Annotated in this window: 4 protein-coding genes; all 4 read right to left on the reverse strand. The window is 69.5% G+C overall.

What is annotated here, in order from left to right; all coding sequences use genetic code 11:
* Positions 1–19: 19 nt before the first annotated feature.
* The 4 genes from ABZ826_RS12485 to ABZ826_RS12500 all read right to left on the reverse strand — a co-directional run bounded on the left by ABZ826_RS12485 (position 20) and on the right by ABZ826_RS12500 (position 13,904).
* Positions 20–1,702, reverse strand: a complete 1,683-nt coding sequence (locus tag ABZ826_RS12485; protein WP_361446239.1) for an NAD(P)/FAD-dependent oxidoreductase — start codon at positions 1,700–1,702, stop codon at positions 20–22.
* Entirely contained in the window at positions 1,692–11,183 is a 9,492-nt protein-coding gene (locus ABZ826_RS12490; protein WP_361446241.1) for an amino acid adenylation domain-containing protein, read from the reverse strand. Before ABZ826_RS12490 ends, ABZ826_RS12485 begins: the two co-directional genes overlap by 11 nt.
* Before the next feature lie 80 nt (positions 11,184–11,263).
* On the reverse strand, positions 11,264–12,205 hold the full coding sequence (locus ABZ826_RS12495; protein ID WP_361446243.1) for a sterol desaturase family protein: 942 nt from the start codon (positions 12,203–12,205) through the stop codon (positions 11,264–11,266).
* Positions 12,206–13,058: 853 nt separating this feature from the next.
* Positions 13,059–13,904 carry a Gfo/Idh/MocA family oxidoreductase gene (locus tag ABZ826_RS12500; RefSeq protein ID WP_361446245.1) on the reverse strand — a complete coding sequence of 282 codons (846 nt, stop codon included), beginning with the start codon at positions 13,902–13,904 and terminating at the stop codon, positions 13,059–13,061.
* Positions 13,905–13,979 lie beyond the last annotated feature (75 nt).

Below are 13,979 nucleotides of genomic sequence, written 5' to 3' on the forward strand. Positions count from 1 at the left end.
AACCTGCTCTCCCGGGTGTTCATGTGCGGGTGCCCCCGCTCGCGGACCATTGGTCGAGCTGGGGCAGACGGCCCAGCTTTCCGGGGTGCCAGGGTTCCTCCCCACGGCTCTCGGACGCCGTGAATCCGCGGCCCAGCTCGTCGCAGAGGTATTGGACGACGAAGCGGCCGGTGGACGCGGCACGGATCAGGCCGCCCATGCCGACCCACTGTCCGGCCATGGAGAAGCCGCGCAGGCCCGGCAGGCGCATGCGGTCCTTGCCGACGAGCCGGGCCGCGATGTCGTCGGCCTCGGAGAAGGCCTTCCAGGCCAGGATGGAGCCGTCGTGGTTGCCGGTGTAGCGCCGGGTCGTCACCGGGGAGGCGACGTCGACCAGTTCGATGCGCTCGGCCGTGCCCGGCAGGCGGCGTTCCAGGAATCCTCTGACGAAGTCGGCCACTTGGCGCTTCTGTGCCCGGTACTCCCTGCGGTCGGCGCTGCGCAGCGCCTTCCAGTGGGCGAAGTCGCTGAAGTAGGTGCAGTGGACCACCGACCTTCCGGGCGGGGCGAATCCGTCCGAGTAGCGGGAGCGCAACTGGACCACCAGACTGCTCTGGAGCGCGCCGGGCAGCCGTGCGGCGTCCTCGGGGGAGAGCAGATACGTGGTGCTGTGCGCCCGGTCGGGGCCGAGATCGCCCCGGATCCCGACGAAGGCCGAGACCACAGCGGGGAAGAGGGTGCCGGGGCGGTGCAGCAGCTCGTGGTACAGCTTGTCGATCCGCGGCCCGGTGAACCGGCCCTGCAGAAGACCGTGGATCGTGGTGTGGCCGTCGCAGGCGGAGACGACGTGGTCGGCGTAGTACCTTCTGCCGTTGCGCAGTTCGACGCCGATGGCACGGCCGTCCTCGACCAGGATCCGTTCGACCCGCGCCCGGTAGCTGATCTCGCCGCCCAGCGCCATGTACCGCTCCTCGATCGACCGGGCCAGACCGAGCGAACCTCCTTGCGGGAAACCAGCGTTGTGGTGATGGGCGCTGGCCATGTTGAACAGGTACGGGAGCAACGGGAACCCTTCCGGGTCCTGGAAGAAGATGTTGCGGAACGCCCGGCGCAGCAGCGGATCCTGGAACCGGTCGGCGAACTCGTGCATGGGCGTCGACGCCGTACGCCAGAACAGGCGGAACGCGGGCAGGACGGTGCGCAGCGTCTCCACCCGCTCGCGTACGGTGCGCAGGGCCGGGGCGGTGAGGAAGGGGTACAGCTCGATGTCGATGAACCGCCGCAGATCACGGCAGAATGAGCGGATCGTCCGGGCGTCGCCGGGCGAGACGTCGAGCAGGTGGCGCTCCAGCCGGTCCGGGTCGTTGTAGAAGACCACTGACCGGCCGGTCTCGTCGACGACCCGGTTGAACATCTCGAAGTTGGTGATGGTCTTGCCGTCGAGCGCTCCCAGTTCGCGCCATACCTGGTGGGCGTCGTTGCCGGCGGCCGTGCCGATGAGCCACTCGATGCAGTAGTCGAAGATGTAGCCGTCGCGCGACCAGGCCGTGCAGCAACCCCCCGGCAGCACATGTTTCTCGAAGATGCGGGACCGCATACCGTTCATCTGCGCGTAGCACCCGGTGGACATGCCGGCGACACCGGCACCGATCACGATGACCCGGGGGCTGCCGTCCGCCTCCCGCTCACCGGCGCTCCACGCGTCGCCCGTGTCACCGGCCATCGGCGCCGCCCTCCTGGAGGATGCCGCGCACCAGCTCGGCGTTGCGCGTCACGTGCTTGGGGTCGAGCATGTCAGCGTGGATTCCGGAGCCGCGCACTACGGCCGTGGCCGTGGTGGAGCTGCCGTGCCAGGTGCCACGTGCGCCTGCGGCGTAGAGCGCGGTCTTCTCCTCGTCCGTGACCACGCTGACGGTGGCGGATACGGCGCCGAGGTTCGGTGTGCGGCCGCAGAACGCCAGGTACTCCGCGGCGTGTTCGAGGGTTTCGCGAGCGACGGTCTCCGAGCCGGTGTGCTTGCGCAGGTGTTCGGCCAGTTCCGCCTCGAAGATCTCGAAGTGCTCGCGGCCCGGTGCGTAGGGCTCCAGGATGCGGTGCGAATCGAGGACGACCACATGGGCGACGTCGCGTCCCCGGCATTCGAGTTCCTTGGCCACCTCGAACGCGAGGTTGCCGCCGAGGGAGTAGCCGAGCAGCAGGCAGCTGCCCTCGGGCCGCAGGGATTCGACGAGGTCGGCGTAGTGGCCCACCTTGTTCTCGCCGGGGACGTAGTTGAAGGCGATCAGACGGTACTCGGGCAGTCGGGCGGCGAACGCCCGGTAGACGAGGCCGTGGCCGCCGGCCGGCGGGAAGCAGAACACCGTCCGCTCCCGGTCGCCGTTGAAGCTCAGGCAGGGCAGGTCGTCCGAGATCCCGCCGGTGGCGAGACGCTCCACCGTGGCGGCCATCCCGTGCAGGGTCGTGACCTGGTACAGCAGACTCACGGGAATGGCCACACCGAATTCCTGCCGGAGTCGGTGGATGAGCTCGATCAGCTTGATGGAGCTGCCTCCGGCCTCGAAGAACTCGTGCGTCAAATTGACCCGTTCCAGTCCGAGCAGTTCCTTCCAGTGCCTGGCCATGCTCACCTCGAAGGGGGTGCTGAGCCTCTCCTCGGGCTCGTCCCGCGCGTCGAACCGGGGCGTGGGGAGACCGGCGAGGTCGACCTTCCCATTGGCGGTCAAGGGCAGTTCCGGCAGGGTGACGAAGTGGGAGGGGACCATGTACGCGGGCAGCAGCCCCGCGAGGCGCCGACGGAGCGCGTTTCGGTCGAGCGCTGCTCCTTCCATCGGAACGCAGTAGGCACAGAGCACATCCTCGCCGCGGGGGTCGGGGCGCACCGCGACGACCGTCCGGGCCAGCTGTGGCCACCGGGCGAGGTGTGCCTCGATCTCACCGATCTCGATCCGGTGACCGCGGAGTTTGACCTGGCCGTCGACGCGCCCCAGCAGATGGACCGAGCCGTTCACGTCCCAGCGTGCCGCGTCGCCGCTCCGGTAGAGGCGTACGGGTTCGGCGCCGGGCTCCCGGCTCAGTGTCCGGGTCACGAAGCGCTGGGCGGTCTGCGCGGGGTCGCCCGCGTAGCCGAGCGCGACGCCGTCCCCGCCGATCCACAGTTCGCCCGGCACGCCGGGCGGCACGGGCTCGCCGTGCTGATCGAGCACATGGAGCGTGCTGTTGCTCAGGGGGCGTCCGATCGGCACCGTCCGGCCGGGTTCCAGGTCGTCGACGGGTCCTTCGAAGCAGGCGCTGTCGATGGTGGCCTCGGTGACCCCGTAGGAGTTGATCAGACGGGTGCGCGGTCCGCACAGCTCGCGCAGGCGTCGGTACTCCCCCACCTTCCAGGCGTCGGACCCGACGACCAGCAGACGCATGAAGTCCAGCCGATGGCCCTCTCGTTCGCAGTGGTCCATGAGTCCGCGCACGACGGCGGGGACGAACTCCGCGCAGTCGACGTGTTCCTCTCGCATGGTCCGGTGGAGACGTTCGGTGTCGAAGAGCAGGTCCCGGTCGACCAGGACCAGGTTTCCTCCGGAGCACAGTGCGCGTACCAGGTCCCCGGTGAAGACATCGAACGACGGGGCCGCCATCTGGAGGTGCACCCGCACGTCACGGTCCAGCCGGTACTCCTTCAGCCACGCTCCGTACGCCGAGGCGAGGTTCCGATGACTGACCTGCACGGCTTTGGGGTGCCCGGTCGAGCCGGAGGTGTGGATGACGTACGCGGGCGAGTCGAGGCCGGGCGTGTCCTCCGCGCCGGGCTCGGGCTCCCGCCGATCGTCCGGGGCGGGCGCGGACTCGTAGAGCTCCCGCAGGGTCAGCGTCTCGGCCGGCAACCCCGGCATCCGGTCGCGGCAGACATCGTCCTCGACGACCACGAGGGTGGCGGCCGCGGTCCGCAGGGTGCGGGCGACCCGGTCGGCCGGATGGTCGGTCGGTACCGGGAGGTAGGCGCCTCCGGCCCTGAGCACCGCCAGCAGGACGACGACGAGGTCGGACGATTTCTCCAGGCAGAGCGCCACCACCGATCCGGCACCGGCTCCCCGTCCCCGCAGCCGCCGGGCCAGTTCTCCGGAGCGCCGGTCCAGGTCCGCGTACGTCAGCCGAAGGGCCGTCCCGTGACGTGCCGGTACCGTGACGGCGACGGCGTCCGGGCACCGGGCCGCCACCTCTGCGATCAGCTGATGCACCGGGCGGACCCGGCTCCTCTCCCACTCCCCCGCACCGGATGGCGGAGCAAGGTGCCCGGAGCCGCTCCACTCGCGGACCAGCCGTTCCCGTTCCTGGAAACCGAGCATCTCCAGCCGGGTGGTGGGCCGTTCGGCCGGTGCCCGGGTCATGCTGTCGAGCAGTGCGGTGTAGTGCGTTGCCATCCGCCGCATGGTCCGAGGCAGGAACAGGTCGGTGTTGTACTTGAGGACGCAGTGGAACCGGCGCTCCGCCTCGTCCTCGTAGACGGAGAGCGTGACATCGAGCTGCCCTTCCTCTTCCGGGAGTTCGATGTACTCCAGTCGATAGCCGTACTGCTCGGTGGCGACCTTGTGGGTCAGCAGGATGAACATCGCCTGGAACACCGCGGAACGGCTGGGGTCGTGCTGGAGCCCCAGCTCGTCGACGAGCAGGACGAACGGGTACTCCTGGTTGTCGAGGCCGCCCAGCACGGTCGTACGGACCCGCTGCAGCAGGTCGGCGACCGATGGTTCGCCGGACAGGTCCGCGTACAACGGGAGCGGGTTGACGAAGTAGCCGTAGACCGAGGCGAACTCCTGGTCGGTCCGGCCGGTCACGGGACTGCCCACGATGACGTCGTCCTGGCCCGAATAGCGCTGGAGCAGTACGTAGTAGGCACTGAGCAGCACCATGAACGGGGTCACGTCGTGCTCGCGGGCCAGAGCGTGCACACGGGCCGTGAGGTCCGTGTCCAGTACGAAGAACTCCGAGGCGCCGTTGTGTGTCTGCACGGCCGGGCGGGGCTTGTCGACGGGCAGTTCCAGCACCGGCACCTCGGCAGGCAGGTGCGAGCGCCAGTAGTCGAGCATGCGGTGCGCCGCCGGCCCGGCCAGGAAACGGTTCTGTGCGTTGAGGAAGTCCAGATACCGGGCCGTGACGGGCGGCAGCGAGGGCGCACGACCTTGTCGCAGCCCCTCGTACACCGCAAGGAGTTCCTCGATGAAGGTGAACGTCGAGATCGCGTCGGAGACGATGTGGTGGACCGCCTTCATGATCACCCAGCGGTCGGGGCCACGCTTGAAGAGGCGGAAGCGGAACAGCGAGTCGTGTTCGAGGTCGTACGGCCTGCGGTACTGGGCCACGATCGTGCGGTGGATGTCCTCCCATTCCTGGTCCTGTACGTCGAACAGGGCGACGTCCGGGCTCCGGTCCGTGGACACCTGCTGCACCGGAACACCGTCCACGGTGAGGAAGTTCGTCCGCAGCGCGGGGTGACGTCGCACCAGGCAGCGGACGGCCTCGAACATCAGGTCGGGTTCGAGAGCGACACGGACCTCGACCGCGCCGCCGATGTTGTACGCGTAGCCGTCGGGGTCGAGCTGCCGGAGGAACCACAAGGCCTTCTGATTCTGCGTCAGCGGATGGCGCAGCTCGTCGTCGAACACCTCCACCGCGGCCTTGTCGTCACCATCGGTTTCGAGCGCCACCGCTTCGGCGAGGCCGTCGTGGAGCTGTCCGATCAGCTCGTCGACCGGAGTGCCGCTCAGCAGGGCCACCACGGGCGGAGCGACGCCGAGTTCGGAGACGAGCCGGGCGCGCAGCTCCATCGCCAGGAGCGAGTCGAGCCCCAACGCGTTGAGGCCTGCCCGCGGGTCGATCTGGTCGGCTCCCGTCCGCAGCACCGAGGAGGCCACTTCCGTGAATCGCCGGGTCACCAGCGCCAGGCGCTCGGGCGCGTCCGCGTCGCGGAAGGTGTCGAGGATGCCCTCACCCGCGGCGTCGCCGGTGCCGGTGCCGGCCGTCGCCGCGAGGTCGGCCACCAGCGCCGGCGGCGAGGCGTACCAGGCCAGGAACACCGGCCAGTCGACGACTGTCGCGACGAGCAACTGGGCCCGGTCCTGGCCGATGACACGCTCCAGGACCGCCATGCCGGCATCCGGTGAGAGCGAGCTCATCCCGCGGCTGCGGAGGTAGTGGTCGACAAGCCCGAGCTCTTCGATCATGCCGGTGGCCCACGGTCCCCAGTCCACGCTCAGCCCCGGCAGACCGAGTGCCCGGCGGTGGTGGGCCAGCGCGTCCAGGAACGCGTTCCCCGCGGCGTAGTTGGTCTGGCCCGCCGTGGTCAGCAGTGAAGCGATCGAGGCGAACAGGACGAAGTGGTCGAGCGGTTCGTCGCCGAGGTGCCGATGGAGCAGATACGCGCCGATGGCCTTGGGATCGTGGGCCTCGGCGAAGGTTTGCCGGTCCATGTCCGTGACGAGTGTGTCGCGCACCCGGCCGGCCAGGTGGAACACCCCTCGTACGGGCAGCGGGGAGGTGCGCCGACGCTCGTGGAGCCAGGCCGTGAAGGCGGTCTCGTCGGTGATGTCGAGGGGAGCCAGGACGACGCGTGCCCCGAGCGCCTCCAGTTCCTTGACGAAGGCCACGGCACGGCCCTCGGCGGTGTCGGGGTCGAGACCGCACCAGGCGGAGCGCTCCGGGAGGGCGGTGCGTCCGATCAGGATCAGACCGCGCGCCCCGCGTCGTACGAGTGTCCGGCAGAGCAGTCTGCCGAGCGCTCCGAAGGCGCCGGTGACCAGGTAGTCGGCGTCGGCGCGCAGCCACAGCGGAAGGGGACGCGTCAGCCCCTCGGCCCGCCGCACCCTGCTGGTGAGGCGGTGGTCGCCGCGCAGCGCGATCTCTTCCTCGTCGTCGGTGAGGACTTCACCCAGCAGCGCTCGGGCGTCGGCCCGGCATCCCTCGACTCCTCTTCGGCCGGGATCCAGGTCGATCAGTTTGCCGCGGTGGGAGGTCAGCTCCTGATGCCTGAGCACCCGGCCGATCCCCCATGCGGGTGCCCCCAGGGGTTCGACGGTCTCGCCGGGCTCGACGTGCTGCGCGCCGCGCGTCACGATGTGCAGCCCGCCTTCGGCCCCGTGGCCCAGCAGGGTCCGGGCGAGCGTGATCAGCGAGTAGGCCCCCGTGCCGCTGTGCCGTACGAGGTCCTGCCGTGAAGTCTCGGCGAGCCGCGGCAGGTCGAGGTTCCACAGATGAACGATGGTCCCGAAGGAAGCCGCACCGGTATCGCCGTTCGCTCCCTCCTGGTCGTCGCCCCGGTCCTGGCCTCCCTCGCCCAGGTCGGCGAAGAGCCGTTCCAGATCCGCGGCGGATCCCGGCACGACGGTGAACTCCCTTCCGCTGTCGCCCTTGTGGTACGCCTCGCCGGGACGCACGAGACGGCAGCGCTCGCCGCGCTCGGCGAGCAGGGCGCTCAGAGCATCGCCGACGCCCTGCCGATCGGCGAACACCAGCCAGCCGGCGCCGCCCTGTGAGGCGGTTCCGGCTCCGGCCTCGACCTGGGCCTCGCCGTCGTCCCGGCCGTTGCTTTCGGCGGAGTCGAAGGGCCTGTCGATCCACGTGGTCTCGGCGAGCCAGGAATCGATCGTGCCGAGACCGACCGTCGTGGACGCCTTCTCCACATCGGCCGCGCGAAAGCCACCGATGCCGCCCAGGGACTCTCCGCTGTCCGTGTAGACGGCCATGTCCCCGACGAGCTCTTCCACGTCGCCGCGGGTCACTGTGGCGTGCACCCAGATCGGCCGGTCCCCGACCGGAGCGAGGCACACCTCGTCGATGGACAGGGGCAGACGGATGCCGGAGGTCTGCCGGTCCGCGCCGTCGTCGAGGAGTTGCGTCGCGAGCAGGGACTGGAAGCAGCCGTCCAGCAGTACAGGGTGGATGTGGTGCCGGGCCGCGTCGTCTCCGATCACCGCGGGCGGGCGGAGGCGGGCGAGGACTTCGCCGGATCCGATCCACACCTCGTCGATGGTCCGGAACGCGGGGCCGTAGTGGTATCCCAGAGCGGCCAGCTCCGTGTAGCAGTCCGCGCCGTCCAGGCGGCGTCGGCAGCGTGCCGCGAGAGCCGCGGTGTCGACGGGCGGGCCGGCCGGACGCGGCTGCCCGGAGCGCACGACACCGCTCGCGTGCACCGCCCGGTCGGCCTCGCCCTCTTCCGCCGAGGCGATGGTGAACGCCGCGTTCCGCGGCGAGAGCGTCAGGCGTACGGCCCGGTCCTCGCCCTCGGACAGGAAGAGCGCTCTGCGGAGTTCGACGTCCGTGAGTACGACGTGGGTGCCGCCGGTCAGGGAGCGGACCGCCTGCACGGCCATCTCCAGGTACCCCGCCGCCGGGAAGACCACGGTCGACTGGATGCGGTGGTCGTCGAGGTAGGGCAGCCGCTCGGTGTCGAGCGTCGTGTGCCACGTCGGTTCCGTGTGCGTCGTGCGGCGGCCCAGCAGGGGATGCTCGGTCCGGCCGAGGCGGACGTGCGCGACGGGGCCGGGCTCGGTCCAGTAACGGTCGCGCTTCCACGGATAGCGGGGCAGGGCCACCGGACTGCCCACCGGGTGCAGGGCGTCCCAGGCGACGGGGACGCCGACGTTGTGCAGCTCCGCCAGCGATGTCGCGAAGCGCTCCGGTTCGTTCTCGCGGCGGCGGATCGACGCAAGGGTGCGTACGGCCGTCCCCCTGCCGTCGAGGCACTCACGGATGGAGTGGCCGAGCACCGGATGCGGACCGATCTCCAGGAACAGCCCGAACCCGTCGTCGGCGAGCCGGTCGACGGCCGAGCGGAAGCGGACCGGGTGGCGGACGTTCCTCCACCAGTACTCCGCGTCCAGCTCGCTGCCGTGCGCCGTGCCCTCCTGGGCCGTCGGATACAGCGGAACCATCGCCGCCCGGGGTTCGAGCCCGGCCAGGGATGTCAGCAGCTCGTCCTTGATCGCCTCCATGCCCGCGCTGTGGTACGGGACCTGTACCGTCAGAGGCTTGGCGAAGATCTGCTCGGACCGCAGCACGTCCGCAAGTTCGGCCAGTGCGTCGCGGTCCCCGGCCAGCGTCACCGCCGAGGGACTGTTGGCCGCGGCCACGGACACCCGGTCCCCGTACGCCGCCGCCCGGAGCCGCGCCTCCGCCTCGGGCAGGCTCACGGCGAGCATGGTGCCGGTCCCGGTCAGCCGCTGCTGGAGCCGGCTGCGGTGCACCACGATCCTCGCCGCGTCCTCCAGGGTGTAGACGCCCGCCTCGTAGAAGGCGGCGATCTCGCCGGTGCTGTGGCCGACCACGGCGTCCGGCCGCACACCGTACCGGCGCCACATGGCCGCGAGCCCCACCTGTACGGCGAAGTTGGCCGGCTGGGCGAGCCATGTCTCAGCCATGCGCGAATCGGCTTCGTCTGCCGTCATTTCCTCGATCAGGGACCAGTCCGCGAATGTGCGGATGGCCTGATCGCAGCGGGTGACCGCCTCCCGGAACACCTCGTCGCCCTCGAACAGCTGGCGGCCCATCCCCCACCACTGCGGTCCCATGCCGGTGAACACCCAGACCAGACCGCGCCGTTCGGCATCGAGCTGCCTGCCGTGAACGACCCGGGGGTGGGGTTCGCCCCGTTGGAAGGCGGCGAGCCCCTCGTCCAGTTCGGCGCGTGAGGAGTACACGATCGAGAGCCGCGACTCAAGGTGCTGGCGGCGACGGGCGAGCGTGTATCCGAGGTCGGGCAGCGACACCTCGGGCCCGTGGACGCCGGCCAGTTCGCGCCGGATGCCCGCCGCCGCCTCGGGCAGGACGTCCGGGGTCCGGGCGGTCAACGGAAGGATGTTCCAGGCCCGTTCGCGGGGCATGGCCTGCGGCGCCTTTTGGTCGGGCGCCTCCTCCAGTACGACATGGGCGTTCGTGCCGCCGAAGCCGAAGGAGTTCACTCCCGCCCGTGCCGGGCCCTCGTGCTCGGGCCAGTCGGTCGGCTCGGTCGGAATCCGGTACGGGGAGGTCTCCCGGTCGATGGCGGTGTTGATCCGCTCCAGGTTGATGTGGGGCGGGATACGGCGGTGCTTCAGGCAGAGAACGGTCTTGATCAGTCCGGCGATGCCCGCCGCCGCTTCGGTGTGCCCGATGTTCGTCTTGACGGACCCGACATAGCAGGGGGCACCGGGTCTGCGTCCCACGGCGAGCGCCCGGCTCAGCGCATTCGCCTCGATCGGGTCACCGACCGGGGTCGAGGTGCCGTGCGCCTCCACGTACTGCAGGGCGCCTGGCGTGATGCCGGCCGAGGCGCAGACACGTTGGATGAGGCCGGACTGAGCATCCGCGCTGGGCACGGTGATGCCATGGGTGCGGCCGTCCTGGTTGACCCCCGTACCGATGATCAACGCGTGGACGGGATCGCCGTCGCGGACGGCGTCCTCCAGCCGCTTGAGCGCGACCATTCCGACGCCCTCGGCCCGTACGTAGCCGTTGGCGGCGGCGTCGAACGTACGCGAGCGGCCGTCCGGCGACAGGAATCCGCCCTTCGTCTCGGCGATGGTGTACTGGGGCGCCATGTGCAGCAGGACGCCACCGGCCAGTGCGAGATCGGTCTCCCGGTTGTTCAGGCTCTGGCAGGCAAGGTGCACCGCCACCAGGGAGGAACTGCACGCGGTGTCGATCGACAGGCTGGGACCCCGGAAGTCGAAGCAGTGCGAGAGACGGTTCGAGACCATCGTCATCATGGTGCCGGTGGCGGTGTGCGCGGCCAGTGAGGAGAAGCCCAGATCGGAGAACTGGAGGATCTTGTAGTCCAGTGTGAACGCGCCGACGAACACGGCGGTATCGCTGCCGGCGAGTTCCGAGGGCCGCTGGCCGCCGTCCTCCAATGCCTCCCACGCCACTTCCAGCAGTTTGCGCTGCTGGGGGTCCATATGGTCGGCCTCGCGCGGACTGATGCCGAAGAAGCCGGGGTCGAATTCGTCGAAACCCTCGATGTATCCGCCTCGGCCACCGATCAGACGTCCGGGTTTCTCCCTGAACCGGCTGGCGAGCGTCGAGACGTCGTAGCGGTCCGCCGGTGTGGGGGTGATGCAGTCCTTGCCCTCCATGAGGTTCTGCCAGTAGGCGCGGTGGTCCGATGCACCGCCGGGCAGCCGGCAGCCCATGCCGATGATCGCTACTTTGTCGCTCACAGAGGCACTGTTCACGTCGGGCAAGGTTGTACTCCTCAAGTCGTGGCGCCGCGACACGGCATGGATGCGAGAGGGGGTGCGGTATCCCGGAAAGGTGAGGCAGCTCAGGCGGAACCGGGCCCGGCTCTCTTCGCGCGGCGCCAGGGGTGGAGAAGGCTGGTGGCGATGTCGGCGGTCGGGGGGAAGGACGCGGGGTCACCGATCCCGACCGCGATCGGCTCCCGGCCGGGCCGCCAGGTGTAGCTGCCGAAGAGGTGGTCCCAGATCGACAGGTCCGATCCGTAGTGGCCCGCCTCGGACAGGTCGACGCTGTGGTGCAGGCGGTGTTGTTCGGGGCTGGCGAGCACATGGTTGAACCGGCCGATATGCACGTCGATGTTGGCGTGGACGAAGTAGCCCTGCGCGGCCACGAAAAGACCCACGACGAATACGGATTCCCAGGAGAATCCGACCGAGGCCAGAGCCAGCTGCACAGACCCCTGTGCGAGCATGATGTCGAGGACATGATTGACCCCGTTATTGGCGACATTCACTTTCTGCGGCACGTGATGCACGCCGTGCAGTCGCCACAATATCGGGCTGGAGTGCCCCAGTCTGTGTACGAGATAGCTCGCCAGCGAACCGGTCAGCAGGGCAGCTGGAATTTCCTGCCAGAGATGGGGCACGGGTTCGTCGGGTGCCACCGCCGAAACGGCGGCGATGACCAGATATTGCGCCAGGGCACTGGCCGCCATCGTCAGCAGGAAGTAAATGCCGTACCAACGCCACTCGCCGGCGTTGGGGTGCCAGGCACGCTGGTGCGGAATGAGACGTTCGAGAGCTGTGAGATAGGAAATGGTGCCGAGCAGGAAGAGCGGGCTCACCCGGCCGGGATCCCAGTCCAGCCAGAGAGCGGCTGCGGCCACGGAAAACGTGGCCGCCAACAGGAAGGGGTATGCCGATACGCGGAGGACGGCGCGTGCTGAAAGCACGGTCGCATTCTGATTCCGCGCCGGGCCGGAACCCGCGCCCGGACCACCACCGGGCGGCGGTTCGCCATTTTCCATCCGCAGCACCTTTACAAAGGACCAGTACAGAGGAGTACGCAGACCGCGAAGCAGACCGCGCGAGAGGAACTGACGACTTCCTGCGGGCGCGCGGAACCGGAGCGACGGACGCCGGTGGTCACGCGTGAAGGAATTCGTACCTGGGGCTGATGTGAACCGTGTTACGGACCTTGCGAACTCGATCGGAACCGCCGGACGGTCCCGCCCTGTTTCCTTTTCCCGTCCCGACGCCTTCAACCGTCGGATTCCAGCCTCGTCACGGCACCCCGGAGAACCTCGGTGGTTTTCGCGACCTCGTTTGATTTCGCATCTGGAGAGCGGACCAGCCGGGCGGAATGCGAATAATTCGACCAGCCACCGAGCGAGTCACTCATAATATTGATAATCTATTGGGACTTTATAATTCGACCCGTCGGGCGGGGTCTTCGCATGTCCGAGACGGCCCGAGGAGACCGGGAAGAAGCCGGCACACCGCGACCGACTTCCGCCGTGGGCCGGGATCCCGCCCGTCTCGGCCAGGACGTCGGCGCGGCCTCGGTGCGGTCCCGGCGACGCGGCGATGCCGACGGCGCCCCGCACGCCCCGTCATCGGACGGGCGCGCGGGAGGCGGTCGGGTCCGCCATGGCTCATAAGTGCCGGATCCGCAGCACCAAGGGTGTGTCTGCTTCTGCCATGCTTCCGGCCACCAGCCGTCGCGCGACGCGCGAGAAGTCCTCGTGGCGGGGCCCCGGTGGCCGCGCGCGACGTGATGCCGGCGTTTCCACACGCCCCGACCACCCGCCCGCCGTTCCGGTACCGTCCGGACGGCGGGCGTCGTCGTCTCGTCGGCTCGTCGGCTCGTCCGGGAGCGGCCTATCGACTCCGCAGGGCAGCGGTGACGGCTTCCAGGACCTCGACGGGGCGCAGCAGATCCGCGTAGCCGATCGGCGGCCTGCCCGTACGCGCCATCTCCAGGAACGCTTCCAGCCCCGGCACGCAGTAGTTCGCGCCGAGGGCGAGAGTCTGCTGGACCATGCTGTCCTGAGTGAGCGTCATCCCGTGGAAGGGGATCTGGTGCGTTTCGGTCGGTTCGACGAAGTTCACGACGACCCGGGTGCCGCCGGCGGTGAATGACGCGGTGACGGTGGTGTCGGTGCTGTCCGTGCGAACGTCGCGGATCTCACCGGGGGCGAGCCGGAGAGCGAGATCCACCGGGTGGATGCCGTAGAAGAAGATCCCGCCGTACTCGCCATCGGGATCGGCCGGCCCCGACGTCACCACCACGTGCGGCGTCCCGCCCCGGGCGGACCGGGCCGCCAGCGCGTCCGCGTCGGGAATCCAGCGGAGCGCCGAGAACGACGTCAGCGGCGCGTCATGGGCGAGTGCGGTGTCGATGATGGCTCGGGCGTCCTCGACGGAGCAGGCCAGCGGCTTGTCGACGAATACCGCAAGCCCCTCGACCAGGAAGGGGATCGCCTGGTCCCGGTGGCGCGCGCCGTGCCGGTCGGCGACGATGACGGCGTCCACCAGCCCGAGCAGGTCGGTGGGCTCGTCGACGATCTTGGCTATCCCTCCGGTGGACGCCAGCGCGTCGTTGCGTCGGCCGCGCCCGCCGCTGAGGGCCACGACGCGGGCGTCACCGCCCGCGTCGTGGACGTTGAGATGGCTGACGATGTGGTCGACATGGCTGTTCTCGGTGCCAACGATCCCGATGCGCATCGGGAGAGGTTACCTTCACGGTGACGTGCCTGGTCAGCGCGCTCCCCCACGCGTCGGGAGGAGACCCATGGCGCC

This window comes from Streptomyces sp. NPDC047515, assembly GCF_040643055.1.
Lineage (GTDB): Bacteria > Actinomycetota > Actinomycetes > Streptomycetales > Streptomycetaceae > Streptomyces.